The organism is Vibrio aestuarianus, from assembly GCF_012395185.1.
Lineage (GTDB): Bacteria > Pseudomonadota > Gammaproteobacteria > Enterobacterales > Vibrionaceae > Vibrio > Vibrio aestuarianus.
On the sequence record NZ_JAAZTU010000040.1, the window covers coordinates 1 to 23,888 of the forward strand.

The window sequence follows — 23,888 nt, forward strand, 5'->3', positions numbered from 1 at the left end:
GTAGTGTGGTGCGTAGCACCACACTACCAGAGCAAGGTGCTTAAAGCAAATTATGTATACTTTCTCTGATCATACAGTAGAAGTGCTTTATTGTATAGCCGAGCAACACATTCAGAAAAAGTTAACGCGCCTATCACCTGACCGTGGTAGCAAAGCTTACCACGGTCAGGTGATAGGCTGTCAATGTTTAACTGTTTTGCTTTCTGGGTTTAATGATGACATGTAAACTAACAAGCAATTTAAGAGGGATTCCCAACGCTTGGCATTTTTGCTTCTACTTCAAATTTAGTGTTTACGGTACAATGCTTTAGGTTGGGTGGTAGCGTTGCTCACCCCTTAATTGGGCGTTATAAGCTTTGGAGGCTTTAGTGATTACAATTCGAGAAATGGATATTTCCGATTACGATTCAGTGATTGATCTGTGGTGCCAGACGGAAAGCTTGTCATTAAGAGATGCTGATTCTAAACAAAGCATTGAAAGTTACCTTAACCGAAACTCTGGGCTAAGTTTTGTTGCGTTAAGCGGCAATAAAGTTATTGGTGTGGTACTCGTTGGGACCGATGGTCGCAGAGGGTATCTGCAACATTTGGCTGTTTCATCAGAATTTCGAGGCCAAAAAATAGGTAAAGCTTTGGTTGAAAAATCAGTTGATGCTTTGACTTCGATTGGTGTTTCAAAGACGCATTTATTTGTTTATAGCAATAATGTTAATGCGCAAAATTTTTACGAAAAGTTAGGCTGGTTTCCGAGGGATGAAATACGCATGTATTCGTTTAATAACTCAAGTAATCCAAACGTTTAGTGGCAGCTTATAACAAACGGCTCAAGAGGGATTGCCAACGCGTGGCGACTTTAGTACAAAATTGAAGCTCAGTGTTTACAGTATGTTTTTTTAAGTTCGCGGTGCGTTGTCAACCCCTTAGCCGGGCGTTATAACTACAAGGAGGTTATATGCAACAAAAGTATGATAAACGACTAATTGCAGCAGATATGTTGGAAGAAGCAATCAATAAATTTAAGACGGCAAAAAATGACTTAGATTACATTCAATCAATACTACTAGCTGGTGCATCTATAGGTATTACCAATCCATTGCTTTCTGAAAACAAGAAACAAACAGCTCATGAAAAATCAGCTGAGAATGTTATAAGAATACGTGAATATCGCTTAGGTCGTGAACTTAGCCGGAAAGAGCGACAGGACGTATTTAGCGGTGCAATGAGGTTTAATAAGCAAGCTTACAATTCATTGAAGCACGCAGGTAAAGGGAAACAACTTGCTGCATCTGATGACTTAGAAATTGAAACTGATTTTGCAGTAGAAGCCGAGGAGTTACTCTGGGCTGCTATTGAGGATTTTAAAAGCCTCCCTATTTCACCTGAATTTTTAATCGACAATGGTAAAACTGATCTTAGATTGCTTATTGGGCTCAGTGACCCACTTGGCACAATACCAGAGATGTACTGTAAGCCAAGAAGCAATGCGTAATAGTAGTCTTAGTATCAAGTTTGAAGTGCGACACTTTTTACAGATGCGCATGAATATACTCCGTTGGTGTCCTATACCCAAGTCTTTTGCGTGGGCGCGTATTTAATTTGTGTGCAATTTCATTGCAGATCTTTTGTGTCACGTGTGGCATAGAAGTTCGTTTTGGTAAGTATTGTCGTATCAAGCCGTTGGTGTTTTCATTTGTACCTCGTTCCCATGAGTGGTAAGGGTTTGCAAAGTAAAACAGACAGTTATGATGTTTTTCTAGTTGTGCATAACCATGAAACTCAGTGCCGTTATCCGCAGTTATCGTCTTAAAAGGTAAGTCAGAGCGGATCATGATTTTGCTCATTCTTACGTTGAGCGACTCGCTTGTTCTATCGTCCATTTGCCCAATAAAAGTGTAGCCAGTCATTCTGTCGACTAAAGTCACGATACAGTGCTTGGTTCCGCGGCCAACGACGGTATCAATTTCCCAATGACCAGGCTCTTTTCGATGCTCAGCTTTTGCAGGTCTTTCGGTAATATGGCGCTTTGCTGCCAGCCGACCTCGGCTGTCTTTTGAGTTATACCTTTTACGCCTTTTCTTAGTGGATTGGCGTAGGTGTTTCCATAGTGTTCCACCGAGAGTTTTGTCGTTCCAAATATGCTGATAAATGAGCTCGTGACTCATTGTTGGATAGCCTCTTACCCTTAGGTATCCGACGATTTGGTCAGGGCTCCAATCCAGTCGTAGCAAGGCTTCAGGTAACCTGAAGTCGATTTCGCTGTAACGCTTATTTCTGCGCGAGCGGCTCAGCCGGTTGCGAGCCATTTGTTGGGCTCTCCACGCCTGATAGGAGTACCTTTTAAAGTGTCTGTTGTATCGGGAATTGCGTTCAATTTCTCGATATATAGTGGCTTTGTGACGACCTAGTTGTTTAGCTATTTTAGCGGTACTAATTCCTTGCTTTCTGAGTGCAGAAATCATATACCTTTCAATCTCAGTAAGGTGCGTGTATTTCATGTTTTTTACTTCTTGGCGGGAGCAAACTTCATGATTATCGCGCCTTACTGTTTTTATGTTCAGGGGTGTCGCACTTCGTACTTGAATCCAAGCCTCATAACAAGCAATTTAAGAGTGATTCCTAACGCGTGGCATTTTTACTGTGCGTTAAGTTTAGTGGTTAAGGTGGTATGCGGCGGCTTTGGTATCGCGTTGCTCACACCTTAATAGGGCGTTATGTTCTCACCATTAAAAAAGCGATATGAGTCGAGTTTGAATCTTTTTCATACATTTTCCTTCAGAGACTCTTTCATACTGTTTGAGCGGAGGACAATATGAAAGAGTTAAGGTTAACCAATGCTATGATCACGTTCATTCTGGGAATGATTATCGCGGGTTTAGTTTCAAAAGGGAGCTTTTTGGGGACGGCGTTCAAATATCCTTCAGACTTTATGTTTATAGTGTTTGGTGGCTTACTAGCATTCCTGCTTTCTGGAGTTTCAATTAGGTACTTGCAGAAAGGTTATTGGAAAGAGTCAGCGTTAATGTATCCAATTTACTATTATGGTTCTTTTGGGCTTTTTGCAGATGGTCATTTAGCAGGTTGGTCGCATAGTGGCAGTGTGGGGGAAAAGCTAATGATGTCTCAAGTATACATTTTGCTATCACTCGTTTCGGTATTTATTCCACTTATTATCGCTGCAATCTCGGTTGTTCACATTGTTTTATTGAGAGCAGAGGTGAAAAAGTACTAACATACAAACAATTTAAGAGGGATTCCCAACGCTTGGCAGTTTTACTATGCGTCAGGTAAAGTGTTTTACGGTGCAATGCAGCGACTTGGCCTGTGCGTTGTTCACCACTTAATTGGGCGTTAGCCCAATGCAGTCAAAATGGAGATTTAGAGACGAATGGAAATTGTATTTGTAAGGCATGGGGTGCCTGACTACTCGTTATCTGACGAGCGAAAAATGACCCAACTAGAAAAAGATTATGCCCCTTTAAATAGGGACTACATACATGAATTGCACGCTGTTGCTCAAGAAATTCAACTCGAAAAAGCCGAAGTAATCATATCTTCACCGTATACAAGAGCGTTGCAAACAGCCGAAATTATTAACCGAGAACTAGGCTTAGAACTCTTTGTTGAACATGACCTACGAGAGTGGCGAGCAGACTTGGGTGGTGGTTATGTAGATCTTTCAGAAAGAGATCGCCGTTGGCATGAGTATCGCATCTCACTGAAACATAATATGGAGGCTAACCATATACCGTATGAGTCTTGGGGCGAACTTAAAAACCGCGCAGAAAATGTGCTATCTAGATACACGCATTATTCTAAGGTAATAGTAGTATCTCATTTCAATGTCTTCGAAAGTTTGGCTGGTTATCAAGATAATGGCATTGGTTGTGGAAGTTATCGTTCGCTAACGTTGGAAAAATTGGGCTAACAAACAATTCAAATGGATTCTTAACGCGTGGCAGTTTTACTATGCGTTGAATAAAGTGTTTTATGGTGCAATGCGGCGACTTGGCCAGTGCGTTGTTAACCCTCTAATGCAGCGTCATGCTCTAGTCACAATCAAATTATTTTGGAATTTATCACAATGAAAAAATTAACAATTTTAGCTCTTTCATCACTGGTTTTCTTCTCATCAAACACTTTTGCTAGAGATGATGTGGGTAATTATTCGATTACAAAAGCAATGAGCTCTGAAGTAGCTAAATCTAAATTAGGCTCTGAAGTTTCATTTTACTTTGGCGAGCAGAGTTACGGCAAAGTTCTCAAAGAATTAGGTGAATTTAAAACCAACAAAAAAACGAACGCTTTCAATAAAACAGATGAAGAAGCGTGCAATTGGGTTTTTCTTTCTGCCATGATTGCTCTTAAAAACAGAGCGATAAAAGAGGGTGGAAATGCGGTGGTCAATATCAAATCAAATTACAAAAATAACCTCACTTCAAGCAACGATACTTTTCAATGTGGTGCTGGAGCCGTGATGGCTGGAGTTGCATTGAGTGGTGAAGTTGTGAAGCTCAAAAAATAAGGTTAACGAGGGATTCCCAACGCTCGTCGTTAGCCAGCACGAAGCTTTTGATTCAGTCTGTTTTCGATAAAGTGGAACGTTTAGAAATGTTCCCAGAATCAAGGCGTGCCCCTCCTGAACTTGATTATTTAAGCTACCGTGAAGTCGTTGCTAGCCCTTGTCGCTCCCATATTAAGATAGCCCGTTTATGGGGCGTAAGTAATAGTTATATGCAAATGTCAGATCGCGATGCACCTACTAGGGCGCAGATGAAAAACCTCCGGCTATGCCGGAGGATATTTTTGAAACGTGTTAATGAATCTAGCTTTTCGCTTCAACAAGATCATTAGCCTGGTTTGACTGAGCCGCCTCGAGCATTTTTTTAATAATAAATGAAGCAATCAGCGCTACCACAACCATTACAACAGCAAGTATGGTCAGCAATTTAAAGTAATCGCCATAAACGGTTTGTACAATTTGTTGGGTAATGACTTGGCCTTTTTCTAATGCTATTGAGGTCGAGAAAACGGCCCCGACAATGCCACTTAAGGCCATCGCAACTGAAAATAAGCTAACAGAGAAGTTTTCGATATGTTTAGGCGCGACCGAAAGGATAAACGCAACCACTAGGCTACCGACAATCACTTCTGCAAACGCTTGGAAGAAGTGGATCACTAAGAACACTTCAGGACGGATAACGACATCTGCGCCGACACTCATGACTGCCATGGTTAGAATACCAAAGGCAATGGCAGTAAAAATAAATGCGAAGCCGATTTTCGTTGCGGTAGAAAAGTTAACGCCACGTTTTTCAAGTGATGAGAATGTCATCGCAATCACTGGTCCCGCCACGATACACCATAGTGGGTTCATCGCCATTGATGCTTCCGGCGCTATTGGGATTAAGCCAAACAAGTCACCACGCATTGTGTTGATTGTTACCATGGTCATGGAAGTCATCATTTGACCGTAGTAAACAAAGAAACAAGTAGTGAGCAGCGTCATGATAAGGATGGCTCCCATCTTCAGCGCGTCTGATTTTTGTGCTTTTAGCATTAATGTTATGAAATATAAAATAGCGGCTGCACCGATCGCATAGACGATGTTTTGGCCGATATCCATATTAGAGAACATGAAAAATACCAGTCCCACCATCGCGCAAGAAAGCACTAAGAAAGCCAACCAGTTCTTTTTGCTAACCTTATTTTGGTCAATTTCAGCGGCTACACCAACCAATGGTTTATTGAAAATAATTAGTGTTGCAAATGCGCACGCTGCCAAAATAGCAGAAAGCATAAAGCTACCGTTAAAACCGATAGCTAAAACAAACATTGGAAATAGGTATTGACCAAGTAGTGCCCCAACATTATTGACTGAGTAGTTGATTGGGTAGCAGTTTTCGAAGTCTTCTTGCGATTTAAAAGTGCGTTTATACAAACTGGGGTACGAAGGAGACATCAAACCACGAGCGTAACTCGCAAGTGCAATACCAGCTAAAGCCATTGGGACATTGGTCGCAGAAGCACCTAGAACCAATAGCACATAACCCGTTGCAAATGCACCATAGGCAATAGTTAATGAGCGATATGCACCAAGGAATTTATCTGCGATAAATCCACCAGCAATAGCAAACAAAGGGCCAATCGATGAAAACGCACCGACAACCATCATGGTATCCGCTTCGTTATAACCTAGATCTTCTAGGAAAAAACGCGTGAGGATTACCATCACACCGTAAAACGACAAGCCAAACATCATTTGGCAAAACATCATTGATTTATTGAGTTTATTCCACATAATTATCTCGATATATAGTGATATTAAGGATTTATTCCTGATTATTTTATCACTGTCAGGCGTTTATAATTTGGCGCGATTATCGCAGAAATGTCACTTTATGCACGAGTTTTTCTAATGTATAAATCATGTTTCGCTAATGTATAATCAAGGCAAACGTTTTCTTTGAGTGTTGTCACGCATGAGTAAAATTATTGATTAGCTTGTTTTCAATGTATCCCTGAGATGATTGGCAACTTTCAGCTTTGAATAAGAAGGGCATAAGATGGTTTTGGTCATTTTAGTTATTTAACTTTTTAGGTAGAAAATGAACCCAGAAGATACGAGTAGCAACAATACAAAGAAAATTTATGTGGTGTTGGGTAAGCGCCTTGCCGCGGACCAACTCACTTTAGAGGGGCAAAGTCGTATTGATAGATTGGTGATGGCGTTACGGTGTAATGAAATAGATAATAGCGTGCTTGCATTCTGTGGTGGAGTAACCAAAGGACAAACGGTGTCAGAAGCGTCGGCGATGTATCGCTATTTGGTGAGCCAAGTCGATGAATGTTCAAATCAACGTGGTGGTTTGTCGAATTTATTGAATCGCAACCATATTTTGTTAGAAGAGTCTTCAACCAATACAGTGGAAAATATTGAAAATTTAGCGATTGAATTGCTAAAAACTGGTCAACTGCAAGCCGGTAATCAATTACACGTTACCTTTATCTCTAGTGATTATCACCTCCAGCGTATTTTTGAAATACAACAGTTGATGGATGAACAAGGTCTTCTTGGAACTCTAAAAAAACGCTGTGAGCAGTCAGGCCTAACTGTATTGGTCGACTACGACATCAGCCGACACTTTGTTGCTCAATATCCCTATCAGCATTTAGAAGCTCAATTGTTTCTACTATGCGATGAACTGACAACGTATCGTGTTTATCTTGAAGGTGTTGTAAGGCATTCTTTTACGAGAGATTTAGAGTCAGTAAGGTATGAACCATACCGTATTGGGAATTCTGCGCTAAATCGTATGAATGCACTTATCCAACAAAGCGAGAAGTGGTCTTTTTTGGTATCGAGTATAGAGCTACTCAGAGAGTGTATTGAGGCCACGCATTGCGAGCAATCACCACAGATGATTGAGCCATATTTAATCATTTTTGACACTCACTTAGCGCTATTAAATCGTTGGTTTGATCCCGAGCAATCACATGCAGGGCGATGGTGGCGCTAGCTACTACAAACTACTATTCGTTACGACCTACTACCAATAGATAGACCCCGCAAGCGGGGTCTTTTTGCTTTTAGTCAAGCGACTTATTTCCTGACCAAAATTGAGGGCTAAGCGATTTCTAAAGAGCGTTCTTCCACAACCGTTAAGCGTTCACCATAAATAGGGCGTAATGCTTGAAGTACGTGATTACGAGTCAGCATTCCGACAAATTTACCATTGTCTAGAACGGGCAGGTTTTGCGGCTTGCTGACTTTCATGCTTTTTGCGCGCTCCTCTAGTGATAGTGAGCTAAAGCGAGTAGCAATACCCATGCTTGTCGTTGGGTATAGCTGCTCTTTATCAATACATAAGAATTCTGCAATATCGATTAGACGGTCAGAAGCATCGATAGCCACAACGTCACGACTCATCAAATCAACCACTTTTTGGTCTGCTGTTGGAATGTAATCTTGGCACCATAAGTCGACCATCACATCATGAGCGGAGAAAAATCCTACTAAGCGACCTTCCACATCGACAACTGGAGCACTATCAAGCTGGTTATCTAAAAGCATATCAACCGCAACAGCCGTTGGCATTTCAACGCCCAGAGTGATTGGTTGGGTATTCATGATGTCTTGGACCATTGTCGTTTTGTTCATTTTAGTTTCCTTAACTGACGTGATTGTTGCAGTTTTTGTAATAGATTGGATGTTGGCAGCTTTGAGTTGCGGACGTCGGAAAATACTCCAGTTGGCTAAACCAACCAGCACCGCTCCGCCAACGATATTGCCTAACGTTACAGGGATTAGATTTGCGGTAATAAAGTGATAGATGTTGAGATCGGCATAGTGACTTGCATTCACACCAATTTGTTGCCAGAAACTGTCTGGAGCAAAGTTTTGAATCACAATACCTAAAGGCACCATAAACATGTTAGCGACACAGTGTTCAAATCCACTGGATACGAACATCGCGACAGGCATGATGGTCATCGCTGCTTTTGTCATGGCATTGGCAGAGCTAAAAGTGAGCCAAATTGCAAGACAAACCAATAAGTTACAGAGAATCCCTAATGAAAATGCTTGAATTGTGGTGTGATGCAACTTGTGCTGTGCAATATTGAGCGCATTTAGTCCCCATTGCCCACCATCCATTTGATAAAGGCCAGCACCAGTAACTAAAACCAGTAATAGCATGGCACCAATGAAGTTGCCGACGTAAACTTTGCCCCAAATAGACAACATTTTGCCGAAGCTGATTTGCTTGTTTGCCCAAGAAATGCTCGATAACACGGAACTTGTGAATAGTTCACCGCCGCAAATCACAATTAAGATAAGACCCATACTGAAGGCCAAACCACCAGCTAATCGACTTAATCCCCAACCAGCATTGGCACTACCCGTTGTGACCGTAATGTAAAACAAAAAGGCTAAGCCAATAAATGCGCCAGCCATAATAGCCAAGCTTAAAGTCATACCGCTGGATTTCTTAGCTTTACTTAAAGCGAATTTTTCCGCTTCAGCCATCATCTCAACAGGTGAGAACAGTTGTTTATTTTCAGAGTAGGCCGCTGACATAGTGTCTCCCAAAACTCATTTTCATATTTACCTCCTAGTTAATGTAAGAGTAAAAACAACGCATCATGCCTTGCTTCCTAAACAGACTAACCAGTTGAGTATGTAGTGGTAAAATTGATAATTTTTAAAATCATCATCAAATAATTTGATATGCATAAATGAAGGTGTAAAATGAAACCGCTTGCGCATATATCACCTTAAAAACTAAGGTTAAATACGCAGAAGAAAATGAAACTAAATAGGATTAGCAGTGCGGTATTCACTCAAACAATTAGCAGTATTTGACGCAGTTGCCGATAGTGGTAGCGTCAGCCAAGCTGCAGACAAACTAGCGCTAACACAATCAGCGACCAGTATGTCGCTTGCACAACTGGAAAAAATGTTAGGGCGACCTTTGTTTGAAAGGCAGGGAAAGCAAATGGCATTGACCCATTGGGGGATGTGGTTGAGACCCAAAGCAAAGCGTTTATTACAAGATGCTCAGCAAATAGAAATGGGGTTTTATGAGCAACATCTTCTTAGTGGTGAAATACGTTTAGGGGCCAGTCAGACGCCAGCCGAACACTTAGTCCCAGACCTCATCAGTATTCTTGATAACGACTTTCCAGAGATGCGAATTGACCTAGGAGTACAAAGTACGAAAGGGGTGATAGATGGCATACTTGATTACAAATATGACCTTGGTGTCATTGAAGGCCGTTGTGACGATAATCGAATTCACCAAGATGTATGGTGTCGAGATCACCTGACCGTAGTTGCATCAGCACATCACCCGTTTGCGAAGCGTGAAACGGTGAGTCTTGCGCAACTTGAGCAAGCAAAGTGGGTACTTCGAGAGCATGGATCCGGCACGAGAAAAGTATTTGATAGTACCATTCACAAACTCATTGCAGATTTAGACGTATGGCGGGAATACGAACACGTTCCTGTATTACGTAGTATGGTTGCTAATGGTCCTTATTTGACATGCTTACCGTATCTAGATGTTGAACGCTTTATCAATGCTGGGAACTTAGTTGCTCTCAATGTGCCTGAATTAAATATGGAAAGAACGCTTTCTTTTATTTGGCGTGCCGATATGGCTGAAAACCCTTTGGTTGAATGTATTAAACGTGAAGGGTTAAGAATGATGAAAGGTAAACCAAGTGTCCTTTAAGTTCACTTCTTACAAAGAACATATTTCCTAAATCTGTTGATTTACCGTTTGCGTCTATTTTTTGATGAGAAATATAAATCTATTGCAATATTTATGTGATGAAAGTCACTAGATATTGATTGGTTATACTCTAGTATGCCCACTTGATTCACTGATGCCATCGCAATACTGCACTTTATTTTAATCTCGTGCGGTTTGTTCGGCTCAAATGAGGGTGCTATGAGTACATTATTTGCCATTTCATTGACCACTGGAATTCTTTCCGGTGTTTGGGGTTGGATTGCCGTTTCATTAGGGCTGCTTTCGTGGGCTGGTTTTCTTGGCTGCACTAGCTATTTCGCCTCTCCAACGGATGGGATAAAAGGGTTAGCAGTAAGTTTGATGACCAATATCAGTGGTGTATTTTGGGCAATGGTGATTATTCATACATCAAGTTCAGTTAGCCTAGATATTTTGGGTTATGTTATCACTGCTATAGTGGCATTTTTAATGTGCATTCAAGCTTCCAAAACATGGCTAAGTTACATCCCCGGTACATTTATTGGTTCTTGTGCAACATTTGCCGCAGGCGGTGACTGGCAAGTCGTGGTTCCTTCTCTTATTTTGGGCGGTGTATTCGGTTACGCAATGAAGGCAAGTGGAATGTGGTTACATCAGCGATCAAAACAGCCGGCTCTTAATGACAAAGCCGTTGCCGAAACACAGTCTTAATGGTTTTCCCTATAAGGTATTGTGTGGCGTTGGTTTAAGAAAAGGCTACCCCCGATTGATTTGTATCGATTCATCAAAATTGTTGATATTAGTCTTCGGTATTTATTGTCCCTATATAATGCCGAATGAATATGGTACAAGGCACACAGCAATGTGTGCCTTTTTTTAGAACTGAGTATTGCCGTTAGCCATCGTAATGACACGCTTTAATGCCCAACGTAAAAGTACGGGAATACATTCAATACCTTGTAGTTCACAGTGGGAAACAATAGCTAAAGCTAAGTCTGGCTTCGCGTGTTTCTTCAATACACGCGTGACCACTTTTTTCGCTGGAATAGGGTGGTCGTACGGAATTTTGATCATATCTTTGAAAAAGTTTTCAAACCCATGAGAATAGAGGAAATGCTCAATATCTCGGTCAGGTAATTCTGTCAGACGATGTCTTTCCTGATCACCAGATAGCATTCCACGAACAGTTGCCGAATATTTTTTGCCGGCAGGGTCTCCATCTGTGACCACATGCCAATCAATTCCAAAGGCTTTAGCCACTTTAATTAACGATTTCAAGCCTGACTGAGCAAATTCTATAATTTGAACACCCTCAGCGGCTAAGTTGTAGCCACATTGACGTGCTAGTTCACTGAATAGCCATACTTCCGTTTCGCCTTCAACTAATAACCAGCAACGAGCAAACAAGGCTCCAGAACGATGAAAACGTATATGAAATCCAATTCTACGTAGTTCATCTTGGTTTAAACCTCGTGAAGGCATTGATGTTACAGTGGTGCGATCAGAAGTTCTCACCAAACGGCGAATAGAGTGTAAAGGTACCGAACCCAGCAGCTCACCACTGTTGGTGGTGAGTATTTTTTGCATTGGAAGCAGTTCGAGTAAACTCCAAGCGCGTGCTAAATGAGTTGGATGCAAGCGACCTTCGGGATCTTCCAAAATGAGCAAAGGTCGAGCACAGCGTCTTAAGTCTGTTGGCCCTTTGGCTTGAAGGTAGGCATTGAGCAGCCCCATCAATAAAAGACGAGTTTGTTTGTTTTTTGTTTCTTCAACAACCTGACTTATGTTCTTGTCTGTTTTAGGGCTTGAGTAAACTAAACTATCACGTTGTTGCCTCGGATTTTTGCGAGTTTGACTTTTGAATGAAAAATAATGATTGACCAAAATATTCATCGAATTAAGGCTGCTTTTCATCTCACCTTTATTGACATGCCCAGGAATCGCAAGTAAGCGACGACAGGTATTATCGATACGTTTTTCTACCCGTGCATTTTTTCCATTGCCGTTAATGAATGGGCGTTCAAAACGTCTTGAATCTTTTAGGCGGATCACAGGATGAAGGCTCATCAATTCTTGGGCGAGTTTTTCTGAATGATGCAGAGGGAGCGGATTGCCCTCAATATCTAAAAAAAGATATTGAGTAGTAACTTGGTGACGATCCAGTGTGCCACTTATCCGATAAAAAATACGCTTGTCACCGTTTTCATCATCAACCCAAAGTGGTCTTAATTTACGATAACGCCCTGATCGAGATTCATTTTTTTCGGTTGAAACAAAACTCAAAATAATTTGTAAGTGTTGGGTTTGCTGGTGGGCAATAGAGTAGTCGACATGAAAGTCTTGCATTTCAAATTGATAAGGCATGCCGTTGGCGGGTAAAACGACAGATAATGCGTCTAGTAATGAGGACTTACCCCACGTGTTTTCACCTATTAAGGTGGTGAGTTCATCAAAAGAGAGCGATAAACGTTTAATTCCTCTGAATCCAGAAATTTCAATTCGCTCTAAATGCATAGGCTGACTCCTTTTATAACTCAAAGACTTACTGTATGTTCAGCTTCTTTTTATCAAGCATAATTTAAATTTTTGAGATAAGTAGCTTGTTGGCTCACATATCAAATGTTTATGTGAGTTCTACAAGCAGAAATAATGTTGGGGAAAGGTGATGCAACACGCTTTGCGTAAATTAGTTTTCAAAGCCGTTTCATAAAAGTCACGATTCTGTCATGATTTGTAGGCTAGGATGGAGTGGAAAAAGAAGAGATAGATAAATGATGCATAAAAAAAACAGACCAGCATCAATTATGCTGGCACATATAAATGACACTCACTCATATTTTGAACCTACGTCGTTACAGCTTTCATTGAATATAAAACAACAGACGTTGACTCCCTATGTTAGTGCGGGCGGCTTTGCTCGGATAGCGACTAGAGTGGCTCAATTGAAAGATGATGCCGCGCGCATGAAGCGCCAATTTCTGTTTTTGCATGCAGGAGATTGTTTTCAAGGTACTTTGTATTTTTCCTTATTCAAAGGAAAAGCCAACGCCGACATGCTTAATGCGCTTCATATTGATGCCATGGCTTTGGGTAATCATGAACTGGATATGGGCAACGAGCCGGTTGCGCATTTCGTTGAGCGAATTCAATTTCCATTACTTGCGGGCAACTGGGATTTATCTAATGAAAGAAAAGACAAACCTTACCCTATAGCATCAAGTCCACAAGTCATCAGCTACGATTCTCAAGGCCAGTATGCACAATGGATAGAAAAACAAGCAGGTGAGGAAACTATCGCTATCTTCGGTTTATCACTCGATAAAATGAGCGATATTGCTAACCCTGATCCAGACACGCCTTTTGCCAATGCCATTGAAACAGCGAGAAACACAATTAAGCAACTGCACCGTAAAGGCATCAATAAAATCATTTTGCTCAGTCACTTGGGTTATGAAGCTGATATTGAACTGGCACAGCAGGTTGATGGTATTGGTATTATCGTTGGCGGGCATAGTCATCGCTTACAAGGTGATTTTAGTGCATTAGGCTTAAAGAAAGACGATGATTATGGCTTAAGAATTAATGATACCTATGTCGTACAAGCTGGATACTACGCATTAAGCTTGGGACATTGCCAAGTGGATTTCTCTACTGAAGGAAAAGTCGTTGGGTTTTGCGGAGGAAATGAGCTATTACTTGGCCGCCGTTTATTTTTAGATGCGAGCATGAATGAAGCCGGAACGGATGAAAGTCATCTAAGCGCCTGCGAGTTTCTCAACAATCATCCCAATGTTGTGGTGTGTAAGAAAGACCCTCTGGTCCAAGGTATCTTGATCGATAAATACATGCCAAGAGTGCGCCAATTACAACAGAATATCATTGCTCATGCTGATCGCTCGCTAAGGCATGTTCGTATCCCTGATGAAATGGGAGCAAGTGAACTGGCTCCACTGATAGCAAAATCCTTTGTGTATGCGATGAAAGAGCGTGGACATCCAGTGCAGTTTGCAATCCATAATGCTGGTGGAGTACGCAATTCACTCAATGCAGGCAAGGTCTCTATTGCCGATATTGCCGGAAACTTGCTGCCATTTGCCGTTCCTATCGGTGTGTATCACATTCAAGGAAAAGTGATTGCGCAAGTTGTCGAAGGTGCAATAAATAACGCATTAGGCAATGGCGTTAACGGCACTGGATCAGGCAGTTATCCATACACGCATAATTTATCATTTGTCTATCATCACGACTGGCCAATTGGAAACAGAGTGACTGATGTAAAACTGTTTGATGAGAAATTAGGTTGGCAACTGATTGATTCTGAAAGATATTATTGTGGTTCTTCTTCTGCCTATACGATGAAAGGTAAAGAAGGTTACGATGCATTACTGCAAATGCAAGGTGAAGGCATTGTTTCGAATGTTTCAATGGCCGATGCATTTATTGAACTGCTTACCGCCCACCCAGAGACGTTAAATACTCTTGAATCGTCGCGAAGACATAACAGTACTGTGTAGCATTACTGTTATGGCATAGAGTTTGCTCAGTAGTTATTAGTCTTAGAGCATCTTCAACCTTTGAAGGTGCGTGAAGATGCTAAGGGGAGAACTATGTGGAGTAGAGATTGGGCTGACACCGTCATCGTTGTTGCTTGGGTTGGCATTTGGTCAGCATTAGTTTACTTACTGCCATTTGCAGGTGTTTAGACGTGAGTTCCGTTGAAGATCTTTGAAATTATTAAGGAGCAATATATTGCTCCTTTTTTTGATCTAATCTATGGACGTTGTACGATGACAAGCCTAAAATCTATGCCGATTGGGGAGTAGTCGCCTTATGTTTACTTATCGTCATCTCGTTAAGCATTCGCTTATCCGGTAAGTATAAGTTAGTGTTTTTTTTGTAAAACAGAAAAACGACAACTTCGACGAGACCAACGCATACAACACTGTTCATTATGAGCAGTGGTTACTTGTCTGCGGAAGGTTTCGAACAGCGCGATAGCCTTGTGAACCTTCCGTACTTTGGAGGACGCACATATCATGACCCCAGTAATCTACGTTTGTTTCGGTTTACTCACTATACTACTTATCTCCGTTGATATTTGGCAAACCCGTAGTGGTCGAGTATCAATCACTAAAGCGGCTATCTGGAGTGCTGTGTGGTTTATATTAGCCTTTGTGTTTGCAGCAACTATCTATTTTTATTGGGATCTTTACGCTCCAACCAGTACCTATTCTGCTAATAAGGCAATGATTTCATTCATCACAGGTTATTTGCTAGAGAAATCACTCAGTGTTGATAACTTGTTTGTTTTTGCGATTGTTTTTCACCAATACGCCGTACCAGAACATCTTCGTCCTCGCGCATTACTATGGGGAGTGATTGGGGCGCTTATTCTAAGAGCAGTAATGATCATTGTCGGTGCTCAGTTACTAGAGCAATATCACTGGTTGCTATATGTGTTCGCATTATTTCTTATGTGGACCGGGATACAACTTGCGCGTGAAAAAGGCGATGAGCAGCTAAACCCAATGCCGGAGAAATTCATTCGACGCTGGTTTAAAGTCACCGACAGTTATGAAGGTAACGCGTTGATTGTTAAACGCGATACACAGTGGCTTGTGACTCCGATGCTGATTGTTATTGGGGTGCTTGCATTTATGGATGTGATGTTTGCTTTGGACTCAATACCTGCCATTTTTGCCGTGACACGAGAACCTTTTTTGGTGCTAGCCGCGAATGTTTTTGCACTACTCGGCCTGCGTTCATTGTATTTTGTTCTCCAAGGAATGATGGACAAGTTTACTTATCTCAAACCTGCGCTGTCATTCATCATGGTGTTTATTGGTATTAAGATGACATTGGTTGGCTCAGAGTGGGAAATACCGACACAAGTTTCTCTGAGTGTTTTGCTTATCACTATGTCGGTTGCCATTATTGCTTCAATTTATAAGCAGAAGCATTCACCGTTGTTAATACAAAAATAGATGTAAGGCGTGAGAGAGTAATTACCATTACTTGCAATATACAGTTGCTTGGATATGTCATGCTCTCTGTACACACTTCACCCACTGTGAAGGCCTGCCGTTATTTTAGTTTAACTACGACAAAAAGAGATAAAAAGACAAGTGTAAACGACTTGTGAATATCGATGAGTGGCGTCAAGAATTAAGATTAAAATTCACGAAAATGACGCCATTTCGCATATAAAACCAAAAATAATGAATATAAAAAATAGCCACTGTTAATGTGTTGTTTCATTAGAATAACTAATCTGAAATTCGAAATTTTGTCATTTTTTAACCAGAAAAATATCACCTAGAATTCATTTCAACAAAGTAAGTTACCGAATATAAAGAGAGGCTATCATGGCACAAGCAATGAATCTGGGTACTATCACTGCACCTACCTCTATGGACAAAAAAACCTACACGGTTAACTTCAAAGGATTGATCAAACATTTAGTTGATATACTTTTTGTCGACAGCAGCGCCCCTCGTAGTTACTACGAGAATGACTTGTCTGGTCACATGCAAAAAGATATCGGTTTGTACCGTTAATTAGCTATTTATTAGAATTAAAAAAGCCGTCCCTGAAAGAGACGGCTTTTTCGTATATAGCGATAGCTCATTGGCAGAAAAAAGAAAAGCGTAAGCGCTAAAGTTGTCGTTACGCTTTGTTGTTATCTGCAATTATTTCTTACGGCAATATTCTGCAATGATGTACATCGATTGACCGTTAGCTTTACCTGAAATCAGTTTCGGGTCATCACCTAAGCTAATACCACGAACCACGGTACCTTGCTTGATCACCTGACTAGAACCTTTGATTGGTAAGTCTTTAATGATCGTTACGTCGTCACCTTTTTGTAGTTCAACACTGTTTACATCACGCGGTTTTTCGGCATCATCATCCATGCCAATTTCAGCCCATTTTGCTGTTTCTTCTTCAAGATACATCATGTCAAGTAGGTCTTGAGCCCAACCTTCAGTGACGGCAAGTTGCTTGAGTTGACGCCAAGCCATCACTTGAACCGGCTGCTCTTGGCTCCACATGCTGTCATTAAGACAACGCCAGTGGTTCACATCTACTGTTTCTGGGTTCTCAATCTGACCTTTACAGGTATCACACAGCATAACAGCATGGTCAACAGTAACCATAGTATGTGGCGCTACCACAAATGGTGATAATGGAGATTCTGATGAACAAAGCTCACATTTTGATTGGCAGCGTTCAAGTAAAGTTGCTTCAGTAGACATAGTACCCACCTTGTAAAAATATGTAGGCACGTATTATCCACTTTGCGCCTAGAAATAAAAGGGGTATTACTGAAAAGCGCTCTTTTTGAAGGGAATAGCACTGAATATGTCATCAATAGTCAGTAGTTTTGTTTCGTGCTTTACGCTGTTATTGCTCAAAGGCATAATGCGCGTAGTTTTTATATTCATAGTTAGGTATCGGTTTGGAACTGCTAGCAACGCCATTTTTAGGAAAATCTCTGCGCCTTGAGGGATCATTGTCAGGTTGGCAACAACTGTTTTGGGATAATCATTTGGTCGCTCAATGTGATGCTTCAAGTGAAGCTGGCCCGACAACTATCCATCAATTTCAGTTGCTCAATGGCGAAACACTAAACCATTGTGAATTAAAGGTGGAACTGACTTGGCAGCCATTTTCTTTACACTACCAAGCTTCCGTTAATGGTGACATTGTCACGCAGGGTGAGCGTGTTGAGAAAGATATAGAGACTCAAACTCCTTATAGTGCACCGAAAGTAGAAAAACGATTTAGTTTGATTGGGCTAGTTTCGTTAGGGATGAAAGCTTTAAAAAGTGCCAAGTTAATTAAAGTAGTCTTTGCATCAGCCAGTTTAGCTGCTTACTCGTGGCTCTTTTCGTTTCAATTTGCGCTTGCGCTGATCGCCTGCTTGATGTTTCACGAATACGGACATATTCGTGCCATGAAGTATTTTGGCATGAAAACCAAAGGTATTTATCTAATCCCATTTTTAGGTGGCCTTGCACTGAGTGATGATAAGATCAACACTCGCTGGCAAGATGTCGTTATATCAATCATGGGGCCATTTTTTGGCTTAATTCTCTCACTCATTTTAGTTGTATGTTATTGGGTGACTGGCGAGATGTTTTTTGCAGGATTGGCGGTTTTTAATGCGTTTCTGAATTTGTTCAACCTGTTACCAATTCTTCCTCTGGATGGTGGACACATTTTAAAAAGCGTTAGCTTTTCAATGAACAGCAAACTCGGTATTGCCTTGTGTGCCTTAGCTGCTGTGGGCGGTGTTGTGTTAAGTTATTCACTTGGATTGACTTTATTTGGTTTTTTGCTGGCAATGGGAACGCTAGAAATTGTCATGGAATGGCGACAACGGCATCAGAGCCATTTGCTACCATTGAATCGCTATGGGCAGATATTTTCTGCGCTGTGGTATATCGGGCTAGTGGTTTCGCTAACGACCATTATCTGGAGTTTTGCCAACACGGGCGATGCAATGCTGCAACTCCCTCTGCTCATTCTTGGTACTTAAGCTGTTATAAAAAATAAACACCTTCAGAAGCAAAGAAAGGAGCATGCAGTGCTCCTTTTTTACATCAATAATTTCGAACATTTATTGTGATTAATAGCATTACCCACATTTAGGACGCGTAGTTGACGAAGCTGGTAAGGTTTTAATCTTCTCTTCTAAATCATGGATTCGCGTACTATGCGAAGGGTGGGTTGATAGCAATTCAGGAGGCTGGCTTCCACCTGATGCTTTTGCCATATTTTGCCATAAAGAAACACTCTCTTTAGGGTTAAAACCTGCTTTTGCCATCAGCTCAAGTCCTACAATATCGGCTTCTGATTCTTGTGTACGCCCATAAGGTAAAATGACGCCATATTGCACGCCAACGCCCAGCGCAGCCATTGTTGCCTCCTTATACTGGGCATACTCCGAAGCACCAATCGCTACCTGCGTAATTTGTAACCCTGCATTTGCAATTTGAGACTGAGACAAACGCTCGTTACTGTGGTTGGCTAAAACGTGCGCGACTTCGTGGCCAATCACCGTAGCCAACTGATCTTGATTAGTTGCTACCTTGAGTAAACCTGTATAGACACCAATTTTCCCACCAGGCAGTGCAAATGCATTGACCTGATCACTTTCAAATACCACGACTTCCCAGCTGTCAAAACTTGGTTGCTTAGGGACATAATCTGTCACCGTTTTCGCGACACACTGAACATAAGCATTGGTTTTAGCATCATTATTGATCGGGATCTCTTTCTTCATTTGTTCAAAAGATTGATCACCTAAGCTGCTCATATCTTGATCAGAAAATAGGATTAACTGATTTCGACCAGTGGGCGAAGAACTACAAGCAGCAAGTGCCATGCAGCTTAATAGCACTGAAATTTTGAGGCTGTTTCCCATAAAATAGTTTCCTTTTAGATGAACGATTACTCATCTCACAACTCATTACATTTTAAAAGAATCATATCATCGAGAAACTAGTTTGTAAGTCGGCAGTTTTTATATTGTGCAAATTTATTTAACGCTCTTCATCTAAGTGTCGAATGCTTTTTTCTTGGTTTTAGGTATAAAATGAACGTCTTTAAAAAATAGATGAGATAGACACATGGCCATTTGGAAGAAGCCGATCGATCTAGAAACCTTGAACGCGACCTCTAAAAACACATTGATAGAGCATCTCAATATTATTTATAGCGATTACACCGACAATTCTTTATCTGCGACGATGCCCGTTTGTCATTTTACTCATCAGCCGCTTGGTATGTTGCACGGTGGAGCTTCGGTTGTGCTCGCGGAAACATTAGGTTCATTGGCGGCAAATTTTTGTGTCGATCAAGACCACTACTGTGTCGGATTGGATATCAATGCCAATCATATTAGAGCGATGAGAGAAGGCCATGTTATCGGTACGGCAACGCCAATTCATTTAGGTGTTTCCACACAAGTGTGGCAAATCAATATTACTGATGAACGTGAACGCTTGGTTTGTAGTAGCCGTTTAACTATAGCCGTAAAGAAAGTGCGTCATGCGACCAAAACAGAAAAGGTAGACCGTTAAATGGTGATTGATTTTTCAGGTGGAAAACTTATTGCCACGGCGCATGAGCTGGTGGTTCGTTTGAACGGTGATCACAAAGTGATACTGCAAGCACAAACGGACGCCATTCAACTTATTGGCCAAGGAGCCAATGTGGTTTCAGTCAATTGTTCAGAGGCTAAGTGGTCCATTAAATTAGATAATGAGCAGCAAATTAAGCAACTGTCTCAACAGCTAGGATGTGATATCGCTTAAAGAATGCTTTGAGCCCCTTGCATCGTAAACACAAAATGAGGAAACTATCTCAGTTTTATAAAAACTGAGATTTCCTCTTTATATGAGTAGCCCGCGACTTCGAGTTCAATTCGAATCATTATTTGAACACTTTAATGGCCAAGATGTTGGTGTTCAATTAGAAGACATTACCGATATTCTATTCTGCACACGTCGTAACGCCCGTATTGTTCTGAACAAAATGGAAGAGCAGGGCTGGATCGAATGGCACCCCGCGGCTGGTCGCGGAAAATTGTCTGACCTGAAATTCAAACGTAGCCGCAGCGATGTTAGTGAGAACCTTGCTCGCCGGTATCTGGATGAAGGTAAAATAGGTCAAGCCTTCTCTGTTTTGGATCAAGATGCAGCAAAACTGACCCAAGTTATTCAAAGTTACTTGGGGGTTCAGCATCAAGAAGGGCTGCAAGTGGTACGTCTACCGTACTATCGACCACTTTCGATGCTCAATCCTTTAAAGCCGATGCGTCGTTCAGAGCAGCACATCGCGATGCAAATCTTCAGCGGCTTAACCCAGCTTGATGAAAATGAGCAATTACAACCCGACCTTGCGCATACGTGGGAAGCCATTTCTGCAACGCATTGGCGTTTTTATCTACGCCCAGGGGTTAGGTTCCATAATGGCGATTTACTGACCACAGAATGCGTTGTGAAAAGTCTTTGGGAATTAAGATTTCTGAACCTGTTTTCTCATTTAGAACGTATTGATTCGCCTTCAAATTGGGTGATAGACATCTTTTTACAGAAACCGGATAGCCGTCTCCCTCTGCTGCTTGCGGAGTCTTGCGCCAAAGTGTTACTGGCTGAATCAAATCGTAGTGAAAATTTTGACTTAATGCCTGTTGGAACTGGACCGTATAAAGTGGTGCTTAATGACGAAAAGCGCCTAGTATTACAAGCCTTCGACGGTTACTTTGGCTTTCGTCCATTGTTAGATAGAGTCGAAGTGTGGGTCATTGATGAAGCGTATTCATCGATGGTCTTTCCAAGTCTATCGCACCCAATTAAAACTAAGCGTGGTTCTTTTACGGAGGACGTAGACCTAGACCCCGGCTGTACTTATTTACTGTTAAATAGGAAAAATGGGGTCGCTGCGGATGATGGATGGGCAAACTACTTAACCAATAAGCTCAGTACATTAAACTTATTTCGACAATTACCAGAAGAGAAGGTTGTCGAGCTGGGTGTGCTGCCAGCGTACGGATTGAAACCGGGTTGGTATCACCAAACCTCAAGTGATACTTCCGTAAAACCACCCTATGAACGTTCAATTACCGTCGCGTACCATGCCCATCACCCTATGTTTCCTAGCTTGGTTAAAACCATACAGCAACTACTCAAAGATGATGGGATTAACGTAGAGTTGATCAAATATGACTTAACTGTTGAAGACACAAGTTTGGTTGATATCTGGGTAAAGCCGATGGGCATTGCCAATCATCGAGAGGATGCACTTGCAGGATGGTTGTTGGATTATAGTGATATAGAACATTTAAGTCGTGCAGAGGATTTTTCTTACTGGGCGGGGTTGGTTGATTTATGGCGCGCAGATAAACACGCCGCTTTCCCTGCGAAAGAGATTGGTAAGTCATTAGTTGAGAAATATCAAGTGATCCCAATGTTCCACTGTTGGTTAGGTATCAGCAAAGATCAGTGTGGTTCTCTACAAAACGCAAAATGTAACGCATTAGGTTGGTTTGATTTTAGTAATGTTTGGGTGAAACCTGAGTGGTAATTTAAGACGATGAAAGTGATGATTTTGCGATGTCCATCCATTTTTTGATCTGAGTCGATAAAAAGGTAATAAATTGGTTAAATACTATCTTAATCTTGTAAAGATGCTAGACTTTGTTTGTCCTTATTTTATTCCGTAAATTTACATTTTTATTGAGGTTATGTATGGAACTTGGGTTAATCATCGCTTTTATCGTTGCAGCTGCTGTAATGGTTAAAAAAGAGATGGCCGACAATAAATAAACAATTCATTTTTACTTTTAATCCCATTTTTTGAATGAATTTGTCTAAAGCCAGTGTAAAGCTGGCTTTTTTATATCTTTTCTCTGAAGTATCATTTTCGCTCATCCCTTACCCATATAGTTTTTCACTTTTATTCAACGCGATGAATACCACTACGTAAGCAAATAGGGCATACTTCTAGCAGCTATAGCCAAACTATTTGGAGTTGCAGGTAGGCGGCAAGTGAGTGAATCCCCATGAGCATAGATAAACTATGTGATTGGGGTGAGCAAACGTAGCCAACACTGCTGCAACTTCAAGTAGGAAGGGTATATAGCCAAACAACTTGAAGTTGCGATTCAAGTTGCAAAGGTACAACTAATTGCTGATTTCATGGAAGGGTGACTTATTTTGCAAAGTCCAATTACTTTAGAAGCACTTCATATTCTAGATGCTATTGATAGGCGTGGCAGCTTTGCAGCTGCGGCAAATGAACTCAACCGAGCACCTTCATCGCTCAGTTATCAAATACAAAAACTTGAGCAAGATTTAGATATCATGATCTTTGATCGCTCAGGACACAAAGCTGCATTTACCGAGTCTGGATTGCTTATTTTAGAACGAGGGCGTGCCATTCTTGCTGCTACAGAAAAATTAGTTAATGACGCGACACTACTTGCCAATGGCTGGGAGTTAGATCTGACGGTTGCCTTTGATGGGATCATACCGATCAATAATTTCTTTCCTATGGTGGAAGCTTTAGGTAACGTAAGTAAAACTAGGGTACGGCTTCAAGAAGAAATTTTAGCGGGTTGCTGGGAATCTTTGTCAGCAGGTCGCTCTGATCTACTGATTTGCCCAAGAATAGAAACTTTGCCACAAGACGTTAAAGCCGAAACGATTGGTTCTATGTCGATGATTTGGGTAGCTGCAAGTTCGCACTATGTCCATAAACGAAACGGGGCATTTGATGAAGTAGCACGCGAAAAATATCGAGTTATAGCAATTGCTGATACCGCTCGTGAGCAACCAGCGATGAGCGTTAATATTTTGCAGAAACAACCAAGACTAACGGTGACAAATTTTAGTGCCAAATGTGAAGCACTGATCAACGGGTTAGGAATAGGAACACTACCGAAGCAAATAGCTTTACCTCTAATAGCGGAAGGCAAACTAAAAATCATAGATGGTTCTCCAGAATCTCCGGTTGAAATTATTATGGCGTGGCGTCGAAATAAAATGGGTGAGGCCAAATCGTGGTGCGTACAGTACCTTAAGAAAAACTGGTCGTTAGGCTAAGCGGAGCGCTTATTTCTCAGCTTGTGAGTAAATGATCAAATGA

The 23,888-nt window shown here is 41.3% G+C and carries 24 protein-coding genes and 1 pseudogene; 18 read left to right on the plus strand and 7 right to left on the minus strand.

Going from position 1 to position 23,888, the window contains the following annotated elements; translation table 11 throughout:
* The first annotated feature begins 52 nt into the window (after window positions 1–52).
* From HGG78_RS15895 to HGG78_RS15905, 3 genes are all read left to right on the plus strand, one after another.
* The gene (locus HGG78_RS15895) at window positions 53–226 is read left to right on the plus strand and encodes an uL18 family ribosomal protein (protein ID WP_172533488.1); all 174 of its coding nucleotides are present in this window, start codon (window positions 53–55) and stop codon (window positions 224–226) included.
* A gap of 142 nt (window positions 227–368) precedes the next feature.
* A complete protein-coding gene (locus tag HGG78_RS15900) occupies window positions 369–803 on the plus strand; it encodes a GNAT family N-acetyltransferase (RefSeq protein ID WP_338326146.1) in 435 nt (144 codons plus the stop codon).
* Between the two features lie 149 nt (window positions 804–952).
* Complete coding sequence (locus HGG78_RS15905) at window positions 953–1,489, plus strand: hypothetical protein (RefSeq protein ID WP_172533489.1); 537 nt, start codon at window positions 953–955, stop codon at window positions 1,487–1,489.
* A 37-nt stretch (window positions 1,490–1,526) separates the two neighbouring features.
* Here the strand turns inward: HGG78_RS15905 and HGG78_RS15910 are convergent, their stop codons facing one another.
* On the minus strand, window positions 1,527–2,495 hold the full coding sequence (locus HGG78_RS15910; protein WP_172533490.1) for an IS30-like element ISVa6 family transposase: 969 nt from the start codon (window positions 2,493–2,495) through the stop codon (window positions 1,527–1,529).
* Window positions 2,496–2,809: 314 nt separating this feature from the next.
* On the opposite strand from HGG78_RS15910, the gene HGG78_RS15920 reads away from it, so the two are divergent.
* From HGG78_RS15920 to HGG78_RS19310, 4 genes and pseudogenes are all read left to right on the plus strand, one after another.
* Complete coding sequence (locus HGG78_RS15920) at window positions 2,810–3,229, plus strand: hypothetical protein (protein WP_053312125.1); 420 nt, start codon at window positions 2,810–2,812, stop codon at window positions 3,227–3,229.
* A gap of 156 nt (window positions 3,230–3,385) precedes the next feature.
* The gene (locus tag HGG78_RS15925) at window positions 3,386–3,925 is read left to right on the plus strand and encodes a histidine phosphatase family protein (RefSeq protein WP_172533492.1); all 540 of its coding nucleotides are present in this window, start codon (window positions 3,386–3,388) and stop codon (window positions 3,923–3,925) included.
* A 156-nt stretch (window positions 3,926–4,081) separates the two neighbouring features.
* Window positions 4,082–4,522, plus strand: a complete 441-nt coding sequence (locus HGG78_RS15930; RefSeq protein ID WP_053312122.1) for a hypothetical protein — start codon at window positions 4,082–4,084, stop codon at window positions 4,520–4,522.
* Window positions 4,519–4,698 (plus strand): annotated as a pseudogene (locus HGG78_RS19310) (hypothetical protein); the annotation flags it as partial. The gene HGG78_RS15930 and the pseudogene HGG78_RS19310, both read left to right, overlap by 4 nt.
* A 124-nt stretch (window positions 4,699–4,822) precedes the next feature.
* On the opposite strand, the gene HGG78_RS15935 reads toward HGG78_RS19310, so the two are convergent.
* Window positions 4,823–6,298: a peptide MFS transporter gene (locus tag HGG78_RS15935; protein ID WP_172533493.1), complete on the minus strand. Its 1,476-nt coding sequence runs from the start codon at window positions 6,296–6,298 to the stop codon at window positions 4,823–4,825.
* A 307-nt stretch (window positions 6,299–6,605) separates the two neighbouring features.
* On the opposite strand from HGG78_RS15935, the gene HGG78_RS15940 reads away from it, so the two are divergent.
* On the plus strand, window positions 6,606–7,517 hold the full coding sequence (locus HGG78_RS15940) for a YdcF family protein (RefSeq protein WP_172533494.1): 912 nt from the start codon (window positions 6,606–6,608) through the stop codon (window positions 7,515–7,517).
* A 107-nt stretch (window positions 7,518–7,624) separates the two neighbouring features.
* Here HGG78_RS15940 and focA read toward each other — a convergent pair whose 3' ends face one another.
* Window positions 7,625–9,076, minus strand: coding sequence for a formate transporter FocA (focA, locus tag HGG78_RS15945; protein WP_053312119.1), 1,452 nt, complete (start codon window positions 9,074–9,076; stop codon window positions 7,625–7,627).
* 250 nt (window positions 9,077–9,326) lie between these two features.
* Between focA and HGG78_RS15950 the strand changes: the two genes are divergently transcribed.
* Together HGG78_RS15950 and HGG78_RS15955 are read left to right on the plus strand one after the other, a co-directional pair.
* Window positions 9,327–10,232 (plus strand): LysR substrate-binding domain-containing protein, encoded by a 906-nt coding sequence (locus HGG78_RS15950; protein ID WP_053312118.1) that lies wholly within the window; start codon window positions 9,327–9,329, stop codon window positions 10,230–10,232.
* 219 nt (window positions 10,233–10,451) lie between these two features.
* A complete protein-coding gene (locus HGG78_RS15955; RefSeq protein ID WP_168524641.1) occupies window positions 10,452–10,943 on the plus strand; it encodes a DUF1097 domain-containing protein in 492 nt (163 codons plus the stop codon).
* A gap of 165 nt (window positions 10,944–11,108) precedes the next feature.
* Here the strand turns inward: HGG78_RS15955 and HGG78_RS15960 are convergent, their stop codons facing one another.
* Complete coding sequence (locus HGG78_RS15960; RefSeq protein WP_172533495.1) at window positions 11,109–12,746, minus strand: ATP-dependent endonuclease; 1,638 nt, start codon at window positions 12,744–12,746, stop codon at window positions 11,109–11,111.
* Between the two features lie 257 nt (window positions 12,747–13,003).
* Here HGG78_RS15960 and HGG78_RS15965 point away from each other — a divergent pair, with 257 nt between their 5' ends.
* The 3 genes from HGG78_RS15965 to HGG78_RS15975 all read left to right on the plus strand — a co-directional run bounded on the left by HGG78_RS15965 (window position 13,004) and on the right by HGG78_RS15975 (window position 16,789).
* Window positions 13,004–14,746, plus strand: a complete 1,743-nt coding sequence (locus HGG78_RS15965; RefSeq protein ID WP_172533496.1) for a bifunctional metallophosphatase/5'-nucleotidase — start codon at window positions 13,004–13,006, stop codon at window positions 14,744–14,746.
* Window positions 14,747–15,268: 522 nt separating this feature from the next.
* Window positions 15,269–16,216, plus strand: a complete 948-nt coding sequence (locus HGG78_RS15970; RefSeq protein WP_172533497.1) for a TerC/Alx family metal homeostasis membrane protein — start codon at window positions 15,269–15,271, stop codon at window positions 16,214–16,216.
* Window positions 16,217–16,597: 381 nt separating this feature from the next.
* Window positions 16,598–16,789, plus strand: a complete 192-nt coding sequence (locus HGG78_RS15975) for a hypothetical protein (protein WP_053312113.1) — start codon at window positions 16,598–16,600, stop codon at window positions 16,787–16,789.
* A 132-nt stretch (window positions 16,790–16,921) separates the two neighbouring features.
* Here HGG78_RS15975 and HGG78_RS15980 read toward each other — a convergent pair whose 3' ends face one another.
* Window positions 16,922–17,488: a PhnA domain-containing protein gene (locus HGG78_RS15980; protein WP_172533498.1), complete on the minus strand. Its 567-nt coding sequence runs from the start codon at window positions 17,486–17,488 to the stop codon at window positions 16,922–16,924.
* 203 nt (window positions 17,489–17,691) lie between these two features.
* Between HGG78_RS15980 and HGG78_RS15985 the strand changes: the two genes are divergently transcribed.
* Window positions 17,692–18,774 carry a site-2 protease family protein gene (locus tag HGG78_RS15985; RefSeq protein WP_171980395.1) on the plus strand — a complete coding sequence of 361 codons (1,083 nt, stop codon included), beginning with the start codon at window positions 17,692–17,694 and terminating at the stop codon, window positions 18,772–18,774.
* Window positions 18,775–18,873: 99 nt separating this feature from the next.
* Here HGG78_RS15985 and HGG78_RS15990 read toward each other — a convergent pair whose 3' ends face one another.
* Window positions 18,874–19,662, minus strand: a complete 789-nt coding sequence (locus HGG78_RS15990; protein WP_172533499.1) for a M48 family metallopeptidase — start codon at window positions 19,660–19,662, stop codon at window positions 18,874–18,876.
* A 205-nt stretch (window positions 19,663–19,867) separates the two neighbouring features.
* Here HGG78_RS15990 and HGG78_RS15995 point away from each other — a divergent pair, with 205 nt between their 5' ends.
* From HGG78_RS15995 to HGG78_RS16005, 3 genes are all read left to right on the plus strand, one after another.
* Entirely contained in the window at window positions 19,868–20,320 is a 453-nt protein-coding gene (locus HGG78_RS15995; RefSeq protein ID WP_053312109.1) for a hotdog fold thioesterase, read from the plus strand.
* Window positions 20,321–20,554 carry a DUF3389 domain-containing protein gene (locus HGG78_RS16000; RefSeq protein WP_053312108.1) on the plus strand — a complete coding sequence of 78 codons (234 nt, stop codon included), beginning with the start codon at window positions 20,321–20,323 and terminating at the stop codon, window positions 20,552–20,554.
* Window positions 20,555–20,636: 82 nt separating this feature from the next.
* Window positions 20,637–22,325 carry an SgrR family transcriptional regulator gene (locus HGG78_RS16005; RefSeq protein ID WP_172533500.1) on the plus strand — a complete coding sequence of 563 codons (1,689 nt, stop codon included), beginning with the start codon at window positions 20,637–20,639 and terminating at the stop codon, window positions 22,323–22,325.
* 176 nt (window positions 22,326–22,501) lie between these two features.
* Here HGG78_RS16005 and HGG78_RS16010 read toward each other — a convergent pair whose 3' ends face one another.
* The gene (locus tag HGG78_RS16010) at window positions 22,502–22,672 is read right to left on the minus strand and encodes a hypothetical protein (RefSeq protein ID WP_171822952.1); all 171 of its coding nucleotides are present in this window, start codon (window positions 22,670–22,672) and stop codon (window positions 22,502–22,504) included.
* A gap of 285 nt (window positions 22,673–22,957) precedes the next feature.
* Between HGG78_RS16010 and HGG78_RS16015 the strand changes: the two genes are divergently transcribed.
* The gene (locus HGG78_RS16015; RefSeq protein ID WP_172533501.1) at window positions 22,958–23,845 is read left to right on the plus strand and encodes a LysR family transcriptional regulator; all 888 of its coding nucleotides are present in this window, start codon (window positions 22,958–22,960) and stop codon (window positions 23,843–23,845) included.
* Window positions 23,846–23,888: the final 43 nt, after the last annotated feature.

What these genes read in the sequence shown, in the direction of transcription:
- HGG78_RS15895 (WP_172533488.1), top strand. Translation starts at nt 53, where the DNA reads ATGTATACTTTCTCTGATCATACAGTAGAAGTGCTTTATTGTATAGCC.
- HGG78_RS15905 (WP_172533489.1), top strand. Translation starts at nt 953, where the DNA reads ATGCAACAAAAGTATGATAAACGACTAATTGCAGCAGATATGTTGGAA.
- HGG78_RS15910 (WP_172533490.1), bottom strand. Translation starts at nt 2,495, where the DNA reads ATGAAATACACGCACCTTACTGAGATTGAAAGGTATATGATTTCTGCA.
- HGG78_RS15920 (WP_053312125.1), top strand. Translation starts at nt 2,810, where the DNA reads ATGAAAGAGTTAAGGTTAACCAATGCTATGATCACGTTCATTCTGGGA.
- HGG78_RS15925 (WP_172533492.1), top strand. Translation starts at nt 3,386, where the DNA reads ATGGAAATTGTATTTGTAAGGCATGGGGTGCCTGACTACTCGTTATCT.
- HGG78_RS15930 (WP_053312122.1), top strand. Translation starts at nt 4,082, where the DNA reads ATGAAAAAATTAACAATTTTAGCTCTTTCATCACTGGTTTTCTTCTCA.
- HGG78_RS15935 (WP_172533493.1), bottom strand. Translation starts at nt 6,298, where the DNA reads ATGTGGAATAAACTCAATAAATCAATGATGTTTTGCCAAATGATGTTT.
- HGG78_RS15940 (WP_172533494.1), top strand. Translation starts at nt 6,606, where the DNA reads ATGAACCCAGAAGATACGAGTAGCAACAATACAAAGAAAATTTATGTG.
- focA (WP_053312119.1), bottom strand. Translation starts at nt 9,076, where the DNA reads ATGTCAGCGGCCTACTCTGAAAATAAACAACTGTTCTCACCTGTTGAG.
- HGG78_RS15955 (WP_168524641.1), top strand. Translation starts at nt 10,452, where the DNA reads ATGAGTACATTATTTGCCATTTCATTGACCACTGGAATTCTTTCCGGT.
- HGG78_RS15960 (WP_172533495.1), bottom strand. Translation starts at nt 12,746, where the DNA reads ATGCATTTAGAGCGAATTGAAATTTCTGGATTCAGAGGAATTAAACGT.
- HGG78_RS15965 (WP_172533496.1), top strand. Translation starts at nt 13,004, where the DNA reads ATGATGCATAAAAAAAACAGACCAGCATCAATTATGCTGGCACATATA.
- HGG78_RS15970 (WP_172533497.1), top strand. Translation starts at nt 15,269, where the DNA reads ATGACCCCAGTAATCTACGTTTGTTTCGGTTTACTCACTATACTACTT.
- HGG78_RS15975 (WP_053312113.1), top strand. Translation starts at nt 16,598, where the DNA reads ATGGCACAAGCAATGAATCTGGGTACTATCACTGCACCTACCTCTATG.
- HGG78_RS15980 (WP_172533498.1), bottom strand. Translation starts at nt 17,488, where the DNA reads ATGTCTACTGAAGCAACTTTACTTGAACGCTGCCAATCAAAATGTGAG.
- HGG78_RS15990 (WP_172533499.1), bottom strand. Translation starts at nt 19,662, where the DNA reads ATGGGAAACAGCCTCAAAATTTCAGTGCTATTAAGCTGCATGGCACTT.
- HGG78_RS15995 (WP_053312109.1), top strand. Translation starts at nt 19,868, where the DNA reads ATGGCCATTTGGAAGAAGCCGATCGATCTAGAAACCTTGAACGCGACC.
- HGG78_RS16000 (WP_053312108.1), top strand. Translation starts at nt 20,321, where the DNA reads ATGGTGATTGATTTTTCAGGTGGAAAACTTATTGCCACGGCGCATGAG.
- HGG78_RS16005 (WP_172533500.1), top strand. Translation starts at nt 20,637, where the DNA reads ATGAGTAGCCCGCGACTTCGAGTTCAATTCGAATCATTATTTGAACAC.
- HGG78_RS16010 (WP_171822952.1), bottom strand. Translation starts at nt 22,672, where the DNA reads ATGAGCGAAAATGATACTTCAGAGAAAAGATATAAAAAAGCCAGCTTT.